This is a genomic window from Bradyrhizobium sp. Pha-3 (assembly GCF_042258615.1).
Classification (GTDB): Bacteria; Pseudomonadota; Alphaproteobacteria; order Rhizobiales; family Xanthobacteraceae; genus Bradyrhizobium.
This window is the reverse complement of sequence record NZ_CP170152.1, coordinates 676548-693275: the sequence shown is the minus strand read 5'-3', so window position 1 is coordinate 693275 and position 16728 is coordinate 676548. Positions and strand designations below refer to the sequence as shown.

The following is a 16728-nucleotide window of genomic DNA, read 5'->3' as shown; positions in this document are numbered from 1 at the left end:
GACCGGTTTGTGGATTGCCCAGATCAGGAATCCCGATCGCGATTGCGACGCGTGAGATCGAGGCGATCGACACGCTCGTCAATCCGCCGGTTCAATTCCTCATCCTCGCTCGAATTCCCGCCGCGGCGGGCGCGAACGACAAATACGCATCCGATCACAACAATCGCAAACAGCGCGTAGGGCCACCATTCCATACATCGATCTCAAATGAACGCTCGCGGATACGAGCGGAAAGGTCATCGTTCAGGCTTGCCAGGACGCACAGGTCTTGGCGCATAAAAGGGGTTGACCAGGCAGGTTGCCGGATTCCCCACGGCGCTCGCCTGGCACTGCTGCATCGACATGAAGATACAATCCATTCGATCGCCGACCAGTTCCCCGTAAACACGCATGCAGACCGGATAGCGGGGATCATACATTTGTGCCGATGCCGGCTTCGTCGTGCAAAGCGCGCCCAGCGCGAGCAGCAGCGCTCCAAGCAACCTCACGTCAAGTCTCCCGCTATTGCCGTGAAATACATTGTCTCGCCGACAGGACTGTCCCGCGCAATCTGGCCTTGGGGCGGACCTTGGGGCTGGAGCGGGCGAAGGGAATCGAACCCTCGTATGCAGCTTGGGAAGCTGCCGTTCTACCATTGAACTACGCCCGCGATCTCAATTGCTTGAGGTCGACCCTCACGGGTGCGACCGCCGGACCATAGCCCGGGCCGAGGCAGAGGATCAAGCGTGCATTGACACCGATCGTCGCCGCCTCCCCTACCAGCCCATCCTCACAAGCACGTCATTGATCACAAAGGGCGCCGCGGCGGATGCGTCGCAGCTTCCGCCGCGCGCATAGATGCAGGCATCACTGAAGCCGACGCGGGCACAGCTTTGCTGTGAAAAATCCGCCGGCAGATCGGCTGCGGCCTCGGGCCGCGCAAGGATGCGGTTGAAGCCCGGCTTGGTCGCCCGCAGCAGCAGCGGCGGCAGGATCAGCTCGGCGAGCGGATCGGCGGGCTGCAGCGCATAGAGCGGCACCGGGCCGACCAGTCGTTCCCGCCCCGGCAACTGCTGGAAGCGAACGTCGTAAAGCGCAAGGCCGCACATCTGCGGATCACTGCGCAGCTCAGCCGCGAGCCGCGCAGCACCGACGCCGCGCGTCCAGTACTCGCGCATCTCGTCGCTGGCGCCGGCCAGCGCCACCGACAGCAGCGCCCAGCCACTGAGGACGATCGGCAATGCCCAGCGGCGCCACCTGGCTTTCGTACGCAGCCATTGCACCCAATCGGCCGATCCCAGCGCCGCGACGATGGTGAACAGCACCACGGACAGGAAGATGAAACGGTATTCCTTGTGCGCGATCAGGCTGTGGAAGACGAGGTTGACCAGCGCCACGGCCAGCAGCAACGGTGCGTGCCGCGAGCTGCGCCAGATCGCGACGAGCGGGAGCAGGATCGCCACCGACCACACGGTCATGAAGTCGATCAGATAGGCCGACGGCGGCGACACGCCGAATTCGATGGCGCGATCGTGGACGAGGTTTTCCCTGATATTGGCGATCAGCCAGGCGAACGGCACGCTGCCATGCGCAAGGTCGATCGCGGCGGCGAGCAGCAGCGCAACCAGCCCGCCGGCGACCAGCGGAACCAGGTTTCGCCAGCGCGTCCAGCACGCCCCGAGGGCCAGCACCGCGATGGCCGGCGCAAACTGGAAGCGGCAGACAAAGGCGAAGGCGAGCAAGGCGCCGCCAATCGCGAGACGCCGCGGCGACGGACCATCGGTGACCAGCAGCGCCGCCGGCACGATGAGCGCTGTCGCCAGCGGCTCGCCCAATGTGTGCGGCGCGAGCATGATCAATTCGAACCAGACCGCGGCCGCGAAGGCCGTGACGACGGCATGGGTTCGCGAGATCCGCGCGCCAAGAAGCCAGGCGCTGACCACGATCGACAGCGACGCGCATGCGGCGATCAGACGCGGCACCAGGAACGCACCTGCGCCACCAGGCGCAATCGCATCGCCGAGGGCAACCGGCCCGGCCATCAATGTCGGCAGCAACCAGCCGCGAATGCCGTCGCGCCATTCCCACGTCAAGATGCCGTCATGGCCGAGCATCCGCCACGCCGGCTCGAGATACTGATAGGTCTCGTCGGGATAAATCACGTTGGGCCAGACGGCGGCCGCGAGGCGCAAGACCAACGCCAGCACCAGCAACGCGACGAGCGGGTGAACACGCCCGCTGGCGCGCCCGACCATGCCTGCGCCGCCGGGCGCGGCATCGGCGCTCGTGCTCGTCATCGTTCCGCCGATCGTCTTCTGGAGCAGCATGCCGGCGACCAGATAGCGGGCAAAGCCTTTAAGATGCGTGACCGGAGGATGCGTGACTGGACGTTGGCGGGATCACACAGAACCGGCCGCGACATGCTTAACTAAACGTCAAGATTCCGGATGCGCCGGACCGCGGCGCTGCTGGGCGTTGCACGGCCCCGGCCGCAAGCCTAAATCTGGGGTATGACCCGAACCACGCTGTTGCAGCGCGATCGTATCACGGTGAACGAGTTTCGCTGCACGGCGGAGCCCGGCGACAAGCCGTTCGTCGAGCAGTTCGCCTGCCATTCCGTGTCTTATGTGCGCAGCGGCAGCTTCGGCTGCCATTGCCGCGGCCGCTTCCATGAGCTGGTGGCAGGCTCGATCCTGGTCGGCCATCCCGGCGATGAATACACCTGCACGCACGACCATGTGGTCGGTGACGAATGCCTGTCGTTCTTCCTCGACCCGGAGCTGGTCGAGACGATCGGCGACCGCACCTCGGTCTGGCAGGTCGGCTCGGTGCCGCCGCTGCCCGAATTGATGGTGATCGGGGAGCTCGCCCAAACGGCGGCAGCTGGCAACAGCGACGTCGGCCTCGATGAGGTCGGCCATCTCCTCGCCAGCCGCCTTGTCGAACTGGTGTCCGACCGCAAGGCGAAGCCCCTCACCGCCGGCCTGCGCGACCGCCGCCGCGCCGTTGAAGCGGCGCTGTGGATCGACGCCAATTCACACCATCAGATCGATCTCGACGATGCCGCGGAGCAGGCCGGCCTAAGCACCTTCCATTTCCTGCGGCTGTTCTCCGCCGTGCTCGGCGTGACCCCGCATCAATATCTCGTGCGCTCGCGGCTGCGCCATGCGGCACGACGGCTGGTGGATGACGACAGCCCGGTCACCGATATCGCCTATGACGTCGGCTTCGGCGATCTCTCCAATTTCGTGCGCAGCTTCCACCGCGCCGCCGGCGCCTCGCCGCTGAAATTCCGTCAGGCCTCCCGCGGCGACCGCAAGATTTTCCAAGAACGTCTCGCGCTGCAATAGCTAGGTTCGCTCCGGTCCGCGCGTCCGTCGACGCGCCCAACGACTGGAGAGCCATCATGTACGACCACATCGGATTGCGCGTCGCCGACCTCGACGCCAGCGTGCGCTTCTACACCGCGGTGCTGGCACCGCTCGGCTTCGTGCTCTGCTCGCGCGACGACAGCGGCGCGGGCTTCGGCCCGAAGGGCGAGCCCGCGCTCTGGCTGCATCTGCACAAGGGCAAGATCCAGGGCGGCGCGCACATCGCGTTCCGCGCCCCGAGCCATGACGCGATCAAGACATTCCACACCGAGGGCCTGAAGGCCGGCGGCAAGGACAACGGCGCGGCGGGCCACCGCAAGGACTACAGCCCGACCTACTACGCGGCGTTCCTGCTCGACCCCGATGGCAACAATGTCGAGGCGGTGTCGACGTAAACCTCAATCGTCATCCTGATTAAAGGACCACATTCCATGGCTTCAATTCACAAGGACATCCCGATCGACGCGCCGGCCGATCATGTCTGGGACGCACTGCGCGATTTCGGCGCGCTGCATACGCGGCTGGTGCCGGGCTTCGTGACCGACACCAAGCTTGACGGCGACGTCCGCACCGTCAGCTTCGCCAACGGCACGGTGGCGCGTGAGACGCTGGTCGATTGCGACGACAAGCGACGACGGCTGGTCTATGCGATCACCAGCGAGCGGGTGAAACAGCATTCCGCCTCGGTGCAGGTGTTTACCGAGGGCGATGCGCGCTGCCGGGTGGTGTGGATCGCCGACGTGCTGCCGCACGAGATCGCGCCCTATATGGACGCGCAGATGGACCTCGGCGCGGCCGCGATGCAGGTCGCGCAGGCCCGGTCGGCCAAGGGGAAGAACGCGGCGTGACCCGCTAGGTCATGCGACTGGCCGCGCATTTCGAACTATGACCGTCACCCTGAGGAGGTCGCGAAGCGACCGTCTCGAAGGGCGACAGCCTCGCTGTTGCTACGAGCGCACGCCGAAACACCGGGGCCGTCGATCCTTCGAGACGCGCTGCGCGCTCCTCAGGATGACGGGTCTAATAGCCTACGACAGCGCCGGCTGCGCCTCGGCGACCGGCGCTGACTTGCCCCAGCGCGTCAGGATCACGCTGAGGCAGGAGAGCACGCCGAGCACGCCCATCGATGCGGCGGCGAGTGTAAAGAAATCTTGCGCACTCGCTTCATGCGTGGACAGCCACCAGCCGCCGGTGCCGATGAAGATCAGCCGCGCGGTCTGCGCCAGCACCGGACCCAGCACCTTCGCAGCGCCCTGCGAGGAGAAATACATCGACATCGCGAGGCCGATGAAGGCGTACATCGGCGCGGCGGTCGACAGGTATTGGTGGCTGGTCGCCCGCACATGCGGATCGTTGGTGAACAGGTTGACCCAGAGATCGGGGAACACGGCGATGAAGCTGCCGACCACGCCGACCGCGAAGAACGACAGCGTGCCCGCGGTCCAGGCGATGCGCCGCGCCCGCGCGACGCGCTCGGCCCCGACCGCCATGCCGATCATCGGCACCGAGGCGATACCCACCGCGAACGCCACCGAGGTCAGCATGAATTCCAGCCGCGCGCCGATGCCGTAGCCGGCAAGCACCGCGGTGCCGAACTGCGCCAGCATGTGGGTGAAGATCGAGATCGTCAGAACCGATTGCAGCGGCGAGAAGCAGGAGACCGCGCCGACCCTGAGGATGTCGATGAACATCGCCCATTGCACGCGCACCCCCCTGAGCTTCGGCTTCACGCGGGCGCGGCCCGAGAACAGATACCAGCCCATCACGCTGATGCTGATCGAATAGGCGATCAGCGAACCCGCCGCGACGCCGCGCATGCCGAATTGCGGCACCGGCCCGAGGCCGAGCCCGAGCGTGCCGCCGAGAATGATCTGGCACACCGCCGAGGACAGGATCATGGTCGACGGCAGCTTCATGTTGCCGGTGCCGCGCAGGATGCCGGCCATCGTGTTCATCAGCCAGGGCAGAATCGCGCCGCCGAAGAACACTTGCGAATAGGCGATCGCATTCGCCAGCACATTGCCGCGGCCGCCGAGCAATTCGAGCAGGCGCGGGCCGAAGATCAGCATGCCCAGCATGAAGGTGGCGCCGAACGTCAATCCGATCAGCAGCGCATGCATTGCAAGCGTCGAGGCGCGCTCGATCTCGCCGGCGCCGAGCGCGCGCGCGATCGCGGATGCAACTCCGCCGCCCATCGCGCCACCGGACATCGTCATGGTCAGAATCACGCAGGGAAACACCAGCGCCATCGCCGCGAGCGATTCGACGCCGAGCCGGCCGATATAGGAGGTCTCTGCGATCACCACGCAGGTGCCGGCGGAAAGCGCGATCACGTTCGGCCACGCCAGCCACAACAGCGTGCGCAGGATCGGCCCGTCGAGCAGCGCGTTGCGCGCCGGCCTCGTCACCGGCGGCGGCAGCGGCCGTTCTTGTTCGTCGACAGGTATTTCGGCGAGGCCGAGATCGGACATTTCCACTCCCACGCGCGATCTTCGGGAGCCGCGCCATGGTGTTTCCCTACCATGGCAGCGGTGGATTCCACGTGCGCGGGACGCAAGGGGGGCCTGCGTGATTGCAGGTGAACCGGGATGAACCTTGGCGCTAGCCGATCGACCAGACGAACGGCGCGCCGGCGGCGCTGTTCGGCTTCAGATGCACCGGAATATGCCGGCCGCAGCCGGCCGCCAGCCCTTCGAACAGGCCTGTCAGAACGCTGGCGCAGGCCGGGTGATAATCGGCCACGTCGGCCATCAGCTTCCAGCCCTGCTGGCGGATCTCGAACTGGCCCTCGGACTCGCTGATGTCAGCGACATCATCCTGCGACTCGAACAGAGTGCGCAGGAATGCGGCAAATTCCGCGGCATGGCCACGACGCCCGCCGAGCGCCTGCGCGACCTCGTCGAAATACTGCATGCCAATCAGCTTGCCGGTGAGATGCAGCAGATAGCTCGCATCCTCAGGCCCGAACACCTGCACGATGACCGGCGCGGCCGTCTTCACATACTCCATCGCGTAGTTGCGATAGGCCTTCTCCAGCCGCGGCTTCGGCCAACTGTCGACCGGCAATGCCGGCGCGGTTCTGGAATCGAACAGCGGCGCCTCGAGATGGCGCGCAAACACCAGGCGCTGGTCGAGCTCGAGCGGATGATCGTATTCGCAATAATAGCCCTCGAGCCCGTCCTGCCCATCGACGCTCTGCTTGGTGCAGACGAAGCCGAGCCTGGTATCGCCAAGCGCGACGCCATTGTTGGCGTGCCAGCCGCGCAGCATCGCGCGCGAGACCTCGCCGGGCACGCCGCAGATCGCCGTGCCCTTCCAGATCCAGCGCGGCGGCGGATAGCGGATCCAGGCCTTGCGGTCGGACTCGACCATGTATTCGACATGCACGCCGCCGATCCAGTTGGAGAGATAGTGATACTGCGCGGCCGCGACCGCAGGCGGCAGGCCGTCGAGGCCGAGCTTCTTCAGACCGGGCAGGAAGCGCTCTTGCTGCTGACGGCGAAACACGCGGAAGACGAATTCGGCGGCGTCGGCGGTGCCGCGCCGCGTCACCACGGTGAGGATCAGCCCAGTGAAGAAGGCGTGATAGAGATCGGCGACGCTGCGCCACTTCCGCCATTGCGCTTCTTGCTGCGCTGAATCTGATGCGGCGCTCATGTTTGCTCCCGGCTTGTTGTTTGCTGGACTGTGTCATCGCGTAAGAGACAGCGCAACCAACACACTCGGTGTCATCGCCCGACTTGGCGCCTCCGCTGAAGCTCCGGCGCGCCTGAGACTGTGAGCCCCGTCGAAGCCTTGGCGTAGACGGGATCGGGCGATCCAGTATTTCAGAGACAGTCGTTATCGATGGAGGGGCCGCGGCGTACTGGATTCCCCGCTTTCGCGGGGAATGACGGCAATCGTAGCCCGGATGCAGCGAAGCGCAATCCGGGGCGGCTCAATCCGCGTATGCGCCGTCCCGGATTTCGCTTCGCTGCATCCGGGCTACGGAATTACGCGCGGTGTCATCGCCCGACTCGATCGGGCGATCCAGTATTCCAGAGGCGGTCGTTGTCGATGGAGAGGCCGCGGCGTACTGGATTCCCCGCTTACGCGGGGAATGACGGCGGAGAATGACGCGAAATCCGGGCTACGGAATTAAACGCGAAAATGCTTGGAGAGCTTCAGGCCCTGCGCCTGGTAGTTCGAGCCGATGCGCTGGCCATACAGCGCGTCGGGGCGCTCGAGCATGCGTTCATAGACGAGGCGGCCGACGATCTGGCCATGCTCGAGAATGAACGGCACTTCGCGCGAGCGCACTTCGAGCACGGCGCGCGCGCCCTTGCCGCCGGCGCCGGCATAGCCGAAGCCGGGATCGAAGAAGCCGGCATAGTGGACGCGGAATTCGCCGACCAGCGGATCGAACGGCACCATCTCCGCGGCGTAGTCCGGCGGCACCTGCACGGCCTCTTTCGAAGCCAGGATATAGAACTCGCCCGGATCGAGGATGAGGCTGCCGTCGGAGCGCGCCTTGATCGGCTCCCAGAATTCCTCGACCGAATAGCCGCCGCGGCGATCGACATCGACCACGCCGGTGTGGCGCTTGGCGCGATAGCCGACGAAGCCGCCCGAGTTCTCGCCGGACAGATCGACCGACAGCGCGACGCCGTGGGTGAGATCGGCATCGTCGGCATCGACCAAGCGTTCGGCGGCATGCAGCGCATCGAGCTCGTCGGCGGTCAAGGTCGCCTCGCCGATCCGGAAACGGACCTGGCTGAGCCGCGAGCCCTCGCGCAGCAGCACGGGAAACGTCTTCGGGCTGATCTCGGCATAGAGCGGACCGTGATAGCCGGCGCCGATCATGTCGAAGCGGCGGGTGCCGTCGGCGATCACGCGGGTGAACACGTCGAGCCGTCCGGTCGAGCTCTTCGGGTTGGCCGCGGCGACGATCTCCGGCGGCAGCGCCAGGCTCTCCAGCAGCGGCACGATGTAGACGCAATTGGTCTCCAGCACCGCGCCGTCGGACAGATCGATCTCGTGCAGCTTGAGCTGGTCGATCCGCTCGGCGACCGTGGCATCGGGCCCCGGCAGGAAGCTGGCGCGGACGCGGTAGGCGATGTCGCCGAGGCGCAGGTCGAGGCTCGCCGGCTGGATCTGGCTCTCGACGAAGTCGTAGGCGGGCAGGATGAGGCCGGCCTCCGCCATCTCCGCGATCATGCGGTCGGGCAGGATTCCGTTGGATTCGTCTTCCAGCGTGAACGACACGGCGCGGTCCCTCGGCGATCCCTCGAGATGGCCCAAAATCATACTCCGAGCGGCCACCAAGCCCCAAATTATGGGCTTTTACGGGTTATCCGATGACCGTCTTGACGGAAAGGGCGCGAGGGAATATCAGCTGCACTTATCCCGTGGTGATTTGAGCCGGCCGGCTTGCAGCCACGTTAAATAAGTCGCTAAACAGGCCGGGGACAGTGTGATCCCGGCTTGTGGAGGTTGCTCCAGGCCGGTTTTTTTGTGGCCAGTTTCCGAGGGAAATGGCCACTTCGGAGGTCACATGTCTGAATCTAACGCTACCGCCCGCTTCCGTCCTGAAACCCGCCTCGTCCATGGCGGCACGCTGCGCTCGCAGTTCGGGGAGACGTCGGAAGGGCTGTTTCTCACCCAGGGCTACGTCTACGACACCGCCGAGCAATGCGAGGCGCGCTTCAAGGGCCAGGATCCCGGCTTCATCTATTCGCGCTACTCCAATCCGACCATTGCGATGTTCGAGCGCCGCATGATCGAGCTCGAGGGCGCGGAAGCCGCGCGCTCGACCGCAACCGGCATGGCCGCGGTGACCACCGCGATCCTTGCACCGCTGAAGGCCGGCGATCACGTGGTGGCGTCGAAGGCCCTGTTCGGCTCGTGCCTCTATGTCGTGCAGGACCTGTTGCCGCGCTACGGCATCGAGACGACGCTGGTCGACGGCCTCGATCTCGACCAGTGGCAGCGCGCGTTGCGGCCGAACACCAAGACGTTCTTCCTGGAGAGCCCGACCAACCCGACGCTCGACGTGCTCGACATCGGCGCGATCGCCGAGATCGCGCATAGCGGCGGCGCCCGGCTGATCGTCGACAATGTGTTCGCGACGCCGATCTGGCAGAGCCCGCTGTCGCTCGGCGCCGACGTCGTGGTCTATTCCGCGACCAAGCATATCGACGGCCAGGGCCGCTGCCTCGGCGGCGTCATCCTGTCGTCGGAGGCGTTCATCGCCGAGCACATCCATAATTTCATGCGTCAGACCGGTCCGTCGCTGTCGCCGTTCAACGCCTGGGTGCTGCTGAAGGGGCTGGAGACGCTCGGCATCCGGGTTCGCGCCCAGACCGAGAACGCGGCGAAGATCGCCGAGGCGCTGGCCAACCATCCGAAGATCACGCGGCTGGTCTATCCCGGCCGTCCCGATCATCCGCAGGCCGAGACGGTGAAGAAGCAGATGGGCGCCGGCTCGACACTGGTCGGCTTCGAGGTGAAGGACGGCAAGGCCGGAGCCTTCCGCTGCCTGAATGCGCTGAAGATCTCGCGCATCTCCAACAATCTCGGCGATGCCAAGAGCCTGGTCACACATCCCGCGACCACGACGCATCAGCGCCTGGCGCCGGAGGCTCGCGCCGAGCTCGGCATCAGCGAAGGCTTTATTCGGTTCTCGGCCGGGCTCGAGCACCCCGACGATCTGATCGAGGATTTTGAGCGCGCGCTGGAGCAGGTTTGAGGCTGACCCGCAAGACTCGTCATGGCCGGGCTTGTCCCGGCCATCCACGTCTTGCTCGCAGCAACCGCCAAAGACGTGGATGCCCGGCACAAGGCCGGGCATGACGATTCTTTGGTGTGCTTTTTGTAAAGCGATTCGTTACGCCGCAGCCGTCGTCACGCCGCCATCGACCACGATGGTCTGGCCGGTCATGAACGTCGAGGCATCGGAAGCCAGATAGGCCACCGCGCCCGCGATCTCGTCGGGCTCGCCGATGCGGCGGAGCGGCGTCGATGCGGTGCGGCGCTTCAGATTATCCGGGTCCTCCCACAGCGCGCGGGCGAAATCGGTCTTCACCAGGCCCGGCGCCACGCAATTGACCCGCACGCCCTTCGGGCCCCATTCGCCGGCGAGGCTGCGGCACAGCGCAAAATCCGCCGCCTTGGAGATGCCGTAGGCGCCGATTACCGTAGAACCCCGAAGTCCGCCGATCGAGGAGATGATCACGACCGAGCCCTTGCCGCGCTCGGCCATCTGCGGGATTGCCAGCGCGGACAGCCAGATGTTGCTCTTGACGTTCGAGCCCATGATCTTGTCGAAGGCCTCATCCGTGATGTCGAGCAGCGGACCGTAATAGGGGTTCACCGCGGCGTTGCAAACCAGGATGTCGATCTTGCCGTAGTGCTTGATCGTGCCGGAGATCAGCCCCTCGACCTCCGCGCGGCGCGCGATGTTGCAGGGGATGACGAGCGCATCGCCGCCCGCCTTCTTGATGCCGTCGGCGACTTCCTGGCAGGCATCCGCCTTGCGCGAGGAGATCACGACCTTGGCGCCGAGTTTTGCGAGCAACTCCGCCGAGGAGCGGCCGATGCCGCGGCTCGAGCCGGTGACGACGGCGACCTGGCCGGTGAGATCGAACGGGGTGTTCTTCATTGTTGTTGTTTCCCTGACTTCTACCAGAACTCGTCATGCGCGGGCTTGACCCGCGCATCCATCTTTTCAAGAAGCGATGGGTTGCCGGGTCAAGCCCGGCAACGACATCTCAAGCCAACAGCCCGCCGCCCTCGCTGACGCGACGGAGGTGGTAGTCGGTGTCGCCGAGCGTGTTCTCGATCATGGTGAGCCGCTTGAAGTAGTGGCCGATCTTGGCTTCCATGGTCATGCCGATGCCGCCATGAAGCTGGATCGACTGCTGGCCGACGAACTTCAAGGACTTGCCGACCTGCACCTTGGCGGCCGCGACCGCGGACGAACGCTCCTTGGCATCGCTGAAGTCCGATGCCATGGTCGCGAACATCGACATGCTGCGGGCCTGCTCCAGCGCCACGAACATGTCGGCGGCGCGGTGCTGCAGGCTCTGGAACGAGCCGATCGCCACGCCGAACTGCTTGCGGGTCTTGATGTACTCGACGGTCTCCTTCAGCGACTCGTCCATCGCGCCGACGGCTTCCGCGCACAGCGCAATGCGGGCTTCGTCCGCCACGCGCTCGATCAGGGGCAGGCCGTTCTCGGGATCGCCGATCACGGCATCCGCACCGACCTCGACATTGGTGAAGGTGATGTCGGCCGCGTGCAGGCCGTCCTGGGTGGGATAGCCCTTCTTGGTGACGCCCTTGGCGTCCGCCGGAACCAGGAATACGCCGATGCCGGCCTTGTCGCGCTGGCCGCCCTTGGTGCGCGCGGTCACGATCAGCGCGTCGGCGTTCTCGCCGTTCAGCACGACGAACTTCTCGCCGTCGATCACGTAAGCGTCGCCCTTCTTCTTCGCCGTGGTCACGACGTCAAACAGATCGTAGCGCGAGTTCTTCTCGAGCTGCGCGAAGCCGAAGGTCTTGCTGCCGTCGATGATGCCGGGGATGTACTTGGCCTTCTGCTCGGCCGAACCGCCATGGCGCAGGAAGCCGCCGGCGACGACGACAGTGGCGAGATAGGGCTCGACCACCAGCGCCTTGCCGAGCGCTTCCATCACGATCATGGTCTCGACCGCGCCGGCGCCGAAGCCGCCATCGGTCTCGGCGAAGGGCAGACCAAGCAGGCCCTGCTCGGCGAGCTTGCCCCAGAGCGCTTTGCTCCAGCCGCCCTTCTCCTTCATGTACTTCTTGCGCGCATCGAAGTCGTAGGCATCCGCCAGCAACCCGTCGACGCTTTCCTTGAGAAGCCGCTGCTCCTCGGACAGATCAAAATCCATGTTCGTTCCTTTAAACTGAAAGTCATTACCGAAACCGGGACCTCTTCACCTCGCCCCGCTTGCGGGGAGAGGTCGGATCGCATCACAAGATGCGATCCGGGTGAGGGGGTACAGGTCTCTCGACAGTCGTTGCGCGGAGAGATGCCCCTCACCCCAACCCTCTCCCCGCAAACGCGGAGAGAGGGAAGGAAGCTACAGCCCCAGCACCGCCTTGCTGATGATGTTGCGCTGGATCTCGTTGGAGCCGCCGTAGATCGAGACCTTGCGGTTGTTGAAGTAGCTCGGCGCGATCTGCGCGGTCCAATCCATGCTCTCGTTGGAGCCGGCATCGCCATGCTCGTCGTAGGGCGCGGCGAACGGACCGATGATCTCCATCAGCAGCTCGGTCGTGGTCTGCTGGATTTCCGAGCCCTTGATCTTGAGCACGGAAGAAGCTGGATTGGGCTTGCCCTTGCCGTGCTTGCCCTCGTCGGCGACGACGCGGAGCTGGGTGAGTTCGAGCGCCTTCAGCTCGATCTCGCAGGCCGTGAGCTTCTCGCGGAACGCCGGATCCTCGATGACCGGACGGCCGCCCGCTTCGACCTTGGAGGCCAGCGCGCGGATGCGGCGCAGCCGCTCCTTCGAGACGCCGACCCGGGCGATGCCGGTACGCTCGTTGCCAAGCAGGAATTTGGCGTAATCCCAGCCCTTGTTCTCCTCGCCGATCAGATTCTCGTAGGGAACCTCGACGTCGTCGAAGAACACTTCGTTGACCTCGTGGCCACCGTCGATGGTCTGGATCGGGCGCACGGTGACGCCCTTCGACTTCATGCTGAACACGATGAAGGAGATGCCCATCTGCTTCTTCGCGTTGTTGTCGGTGCGGCAGAGGCAGAAGATCATGTCGGCGTGCTGGGCGAGTGTGGTCCAGGTCTTCTGGCCGTTGATGATCCACTTGTCGCCACGGCGCTCGGCCTTGGTCTTCAGCGAGGCGAGGTCCGAACCCGAGCCCGGCTCCGAGAAGCCCTGGCACCACCAGTCGTCGACATTGGCGATGCGCGGCAGATATTCCTTCTTCTGCTTCTCGTTGCCGAACGTGTAAATGACCGGGCCGACCATGCTGACGCCGAAGGCGAGCGGCTGCGGCGCGGGATAGGACTGCAGCTCCTCGTTGAAGATGTAATGCTGCACCGTGGTCCAGCCGGTGCCGCCATATTCCTTCGGCCAGTGGGTGACGCCCCAGCCCTTCTTGTTGAGGATGCGCCACCACGTGACCATCTCGTCCTTCGACAGATGGCGGCCTTCCTGCAGCTTGCGCCTTGTGTCCGGCGGCACGTTGTTCTTGAAGAACTCCCGTACCTCCTCGCGAAACGCTATCTCTTCCTTGGTGAAAGCGAGATCCATCGGATCCTCCTTTTGAGCGAAAATTAACGCCTTGTTCCGTTGTCGTCCTGGCGAAAGCCAGGACCCATTACCACCGGCCTTCGTTGTCTTGCGAAGGCGACTACCGTCTGTGCCCCTCACCCCGGCCGCGGAGTATGGGTCCTGGCTTTCGCCAGGACGACGGCGAATTACTGCAACACCTCGAACAGGCCGGCCGCGCCCATGCCGCCACCGACGCACATGGTGACGACGGCATACTTCGCCTTGCGGCGGCGGCCCTCGATCAGCGCGTGGCCGGTGAGCCGCGCACCCGACATGCCGTAGGGATGGCCGACCGAAATCGCGCCGCCATTGACGTTGATCTTCTCCGGATCGATGCCGAGCTTGTCGCGGCAATACAGCACCTGCACCGCGAACGCCTCGTTGAGCTCCCAGAGACCAATGTCGTCAACCTTGAGGCCATGACGCTTGAGCAGCCGCGGCACCGCGAACACCGGGCCGATACCCATCTCGTCCGGCTCGCAGCCGGCGGAAACGAAGCCGCGGAAGATGCCGAGCGGCTTCAGGCCGCGCTTCGCGGCTTCCTTGTCGCTCATGATCACCGACGCGCTGGCGCCGTCCGAAAGCTGGCTGGCATTGCCGGCGGTAATGGTGAAGCCCTCGCCGCGCACCGGCTTGAGGCTGGCGAGCCCTTCGGCAGTGGTCTCCGGCCGCGGACCTTCATCCTGCGACAGCGTCACTTCCTTCATCGACACGGCGCCGGTCGCCTTGTCGGTCACCGCCATCATGGTGGTGATCGGCGCGAGCTCTTCCTTGAACTTGCCACCCTGTTGCGCGGCCGCGGTGCGGCGCTGGCTCTCCAGCCCATACTCGTCCTGCTTCTCGCGCGAGATGCCGTAGCGCTTGGCGACCACCTCGGCGGTGTCGATCATGGGCATGTAGACCTCGCCCTTGATCTTGAGCAACGCCGGATCCTGGGCGTGGAACGCGTTCATCTTGTCGTTCTGCACCAGCGAGATCGATTCACCGCCGCCGCCGACCGCGATCTCGACACCGTCGAAGATCACCGAGCGGGCAGCAAGCGCAATCGCCTGCAGGCCGGAGGCGCACTGCCGGTCGATGGTGGTGCCGGCAACCGTCACCGGCAGGCCGGCACGGAGCAGCGCCTTGCGCGCGATGTTGCCGCCGGTCGCGCCCTGCTGCATCGCCGCGCCCATCACGACGTCTTCGATTTCCTTCGGATCGACCTTGGCCCGCGCCACCGCTTCGCCGATCGCGTGACCGAGCAGGGTCGCGCCCTCGGTGGCGTTGAGCGCGCCGCGATAGGCCTTGCCGATCGGCGTGCGGGCGGTGGAGACGATAACGGCGTCGGTCATGCGCGGGATCCTGATACAGTCTGTTATGGTTTGGTTTGAGATGCATTCGGCTGCTGTTGCCGCAATTCGTGCCGCGACAGCTTCCCAACCGGGGTGCGCGGCAGCTCGTCGACAAATTCGACCGCCGCCGGCAGCTCATGCTTGCCGACCTTGCCGGTGAGGAACGCGCGCAGCTCGTCGATCGAGAACACCTTCTCGCCGTCGCGCAGCTTGATGAAGGCCTTTGCCGCCTCACCGCGGTAGTCGTCAGGGATGCCGATCACGATCACCTCCTGCACGGCGGGATGGGTGTAGATCGCCTGCTCGATCATCTGCGGATAGACGTTGAAGCCGCCGGAGATGATCATGTCCTTCTTGCGGTCGACCAGATAGAAATAGCCGTCGGCGTCCATGTAGCCGATGTCGCCGGTCAGGAAGCGGTCACCGACGAAGGCCTCCGCGGTCTCCGCCGGCCTGTTCCAGTAGCCTTTGGTGACGTTCGGGCCGCGGATGCGGATTTCGCCGACCTCGCCGACCGGCATCACCTTGGTGGAATCCTCCAGCGACACCACGTCCATCTCGATGCCGGGCAGCATCAGCCCGATCGAGCCCGGCTTCTCCGGCCCTTCCTTGGGATGGCCGGTGCCGGGCGAACAGGTCTCGGTCATGCCCCAGCCGCTCTTCAGCTTCATGCCGACGCGGCGCTCGAAGATCTTGGCGACCTCGACCGGCAGCGGCGCGCCGCCGGAGCCGGCGACCACGAGCGAAGAGAGATCGCGCTTGTCGAGATCGGGCAGCGAGGCGATCGCGATCCACATCGTGGGCACGCCGGGGAACACCGTCGCGCGCTTGACCTCGATGTCGCGCATCACGGCCTCGACGTCGAAGCGCTGATGCAGCGAGATCAGATGGCCGCGCCGGATCGCCGACAGCAGCACGACGGTCAGCGCGTAGATATGAAACAGCGGCAGCACGCAGATCACGCGCTCGACCGCGTTGCGTTCGAGCCGCCCCGGCTTGCCCCAGACATCATAGATCGACACCGCCGCGGTGAGATTGCCGTGGCTGAGCATGGCGCCCTTGGGCAGGCCGGTGGTACCGCCGGTATATTGCAGCAGCGCGACGTCCTCGACGTCGACGACGGGCCATTGCGACGGCTTGACTGCGCCGTCGATGAATTGCCGGTGGGTGATGATCGCGGGGTTATCGGGCAACGCGGCTTGCTGTGTGCCGACCTTGCCCCAATGATCATCCTCGCAAACGATCAGGCGGTCGAGCAGACCCTTGGCGAGGAATTTCAGCGCGGTCGGCAACAGCGCCGACAGGTTGCTGGTGACAAGGACCCGTGCGCCTGAATCGGAGAGCTTGTGCGACAGCGCGATCTCGCCGTCGAGCGGCGACAGATGCACGACGCGGGCGCCTGCCTTCAGCGCGCCGAAAAAGTTGATCGGGTGATCGGGCGAATTGCCGAGAAACAGCGCGACCGAGGTGCCCTTGCCGTATCCGGCCCGCATGAAGGCGGCCGCCGCGGTCTCGACCAGCGCCTCGAGCTCGCTGTAGCTGATCTGACGATCGCGGAATTCGAGCACCGGACGCGCGCCGAACTCGGCGGCGGCATTGGAGAGCAGGTCCGGCAGCGTGCCGCGCGTGATCTCGTCGCTCCACTGCACGCCCTTGGGATAATATTGTTCGCCGGGATAGGTCATGGATGCCTTCGCAGGGACTCTTTGAAGTCGTCATTCCGGGATGGCCCGAAGGGCCAGACCC

General features: G+C 65.2%; 14 protein-coding genes, 1 tRNA gene and 1 riboswitch. Of the genes, 4 read left to right on the top strand and 11 right to left on the bottom strand.

Annotation, left to right across the window (positions count from 1 at the left end):
• Positions 1-236: 236 nt before the first annotated feature.
• The 3 genes from ACE10Z_RS03235 to ACE10Z_RS03225 all read right to left on the bottom strand — a co-directional run bounded on the left by ACE10Z_RS03235 (position 237) and on the right by ACE10Z_RS03225 (position 2306).
• Positions 237-488 (bottom strand): DUF3551 domain-containing protein, encoded by a 252-nt coding sequence (locus ACE10Z_RS03235; RefSeq protein ID WP_375786651.1) that lies wholly within the window; start codon positions 486-488, stop codon positions 237-239.
• Between the two features lie 87 nt (positions 489-575).
• Positions 576-649, bottom strand: a tRNA-Gly gene (locus tag ACE10Z_RS03230).
• A gap of 106 nt (positions 650-755) precedes the next feature.
• The gene (locus ACE10Z_RS03225) at positions 756-2306 is read right to left on the bottom strand and encodes a 4-amino-4-deoxy-L-arabinose transferase (RefSeq protein ID WP_375786650.1); all 1551 of its coding nucleotides are present in this window, start codon (positions 2304-2306) and stop codon (positions 756-758) included.
• A 183-nt stretch (positions 2307-2489) separates the two neighbouring features.
• On the opposite strand from ACE10Z_RS03225, the gene ACE10Z_RS03220 reads away from it, so the two are divergent.
• Genes ACE10Z_RS03220 through ACE10Z_RS03210 form a run of 3 tightly spaced genes read left to right on the top strand, consistent with a single transcriptional unit; the run spans position 2490 to position 4198 of the window.
• Positions 2490-3329, top strand: a complete 840-nt coding sequence (locus ACE10Z_RS03220) for a helix-turn-helix transcriptional regulator (RefSeq protein WP_375786649.1) — start codon at positions 2490-2492, stop codon at positions 3327-3329.
• Between the two features lie 56 nt (positions 3330-3385).
• The gene (locus ACE10Z_RS03215; RefSeq protein WP_375786648.1) at positions 3386-3745 is read left to right on the top strand and encodes a VOC family protein; all 360 of its coding nucleotides are present in this window, start codon (positions 3386-3388) and stop codon (positions 3743-3745) included.
• Positions 3746-3781: 36 nt separating this feature from the next.
• Positions 3782-4198: an SRPBCC family protein gene (locus tag ACE10Z_RS03210; protein WP_375786647.1), complete on the top strand. Its 417-nt coding sequence runs from the start codon at positions 3782-3784 to the stop codon at positions 4196-4198.
• Positions 4199-4378: 180 nt separating this feature from the next.
• On the opposite strand, the gene ACE10Z_RS03205 is transcribed toward ACE10Z_RS03210, so the two are convergent.
• The 3 genes from ACE10Z_RS03205 to ACE10Z_RS03195 all read right to left on the bottom strand — a co-directional run bounded on the left by ACE10Z_RS03205 (position 4379) and on the right by ACE10Z_RS03195 (position 8546).
• The gene (locus ACE10Z_RS03205; RefSeq protein ID WP_375786646.1) at positions 4379-5821 is read right to left on the bottom strand and encodes an MATE family efflux transporter; all 1443 of its coding nucleotides are present in this window, start codon (positions 5819-5821) and stop codon (positions 4379-4381) included.
• A gap of 130 nt (positions 5822-5951) precedes the next feature.
• A complete protein-coding gene (locus ACE10Z_RS03200; protein WP_375786645.1) occupies positions 5952-7007 on the bottom strand; it encodes a hypothetical protein in 1056 nt (351 codons plus the stop codon).
• A 480-nt stretch (positions 7008-7487) separates the two neighbouring features.
• A complete protein-coding gene (locus tag ACE10Z_RS03195; RefSeq protein ID WP_375790091.1) occupies positions 7488-8546 on the bottom strand; it encodes a 2'-deoxycytidine 5'-triphosphate deaminase in 1059 nt (352 codons plus the stop codon).
• A gap of 181 nt (positions 8547-8727) precedes the next feature.
• Positions 8728-8807, top strand: a riboswitch (SAM riboswitch).
• Between the two features lie 76 nt (positions 8808-8883).
• Between ACE10Z_RS03195 and ACE10Z_RS03190 the strand changes: the two genes are divergently transcribed.
• Positions 8884-10077, top strand: a complete 1194-nt coding sequence (locus ACE10Z_RS03190; protein WP_375786644.1) for an O-succinylhomoserine sulfhydrylase — start codon at positions 8884-8886, stop codon at positions 10075-10077.
• A gap of 138 nt (positions 10078-10215) precedes the next feature.
• On the opposite strand, the gene ACE10Z_RS03185 is transcribed toward ACE10Z_RS03190, so the two are convergent.
• From ACE10Z_RS03185 to pimA, 5 genes are all read right to left on the bottom strand, one after another.
• A complete protein-coding gene (locus ACE10Z_RS03185; RefSeq protein WP_375786643.1) occupies positions 10216-10989 on the bottom strand; it encodes an SDR family NAD(P)-dependent oxidoreductase in 774 nt (257 codons plus the stop codon).
• A gap of 109 nt (positions 10990-11098) precedes the next feature.
• Positions 11099-12244: a pimeloyl-CoA dehydrogenase small subunit gene (pimD, locus tag ACE10Z_RS03180; protein ID WP_375786642.1), complete on the bottom strand. Its 1146-nt coding sequence runs from the start codon at positions 12242-12244 to the stop codon at positions 11099-11101.
• A gap of 192 nt (positions 12245-12436) precedes the next feature.
• Positions 12437-13627, bottom strand: coding sequence for a pimeloyl-CoA dehydrogenase large subunit (gene pimC / locus ACE10Z_RS03175; protein ID WP_375786641.1), 1191 nt, complete (start codon positions 13625-13627; stop codon positions 12437-12439).
• 167 nt (positions 13628-13794) lie between these two features.
• Positions 13795-14982 carry an acetyl-CoA C-acyltransferase gene (locus ACE10Z_RS03170; protein WP_375786640.1) on the bottom strand — a complete coding sequence of 396 codons (1188 nt, stop codon included), beginning with the start codon at positions 14980-14982 and terminating at the stop codon, positions 13795-13797.
• 23 nt (positions 14983-15005) lie between these two features.
• Positions 15006-16667 (bottom strand): dicarboxylate--CoA ligase PimA, encoded by a 1662-nt coding sequence (pimA, locus tag ACE10Z_RS03165; RefSeq protein WP_375786639.1) that lies wholly within the window; start codon positions 16665-16667, stop codon positions 15006-15008.
• Positions 16668-16728 lie beyond the last annotated feature (61 nt).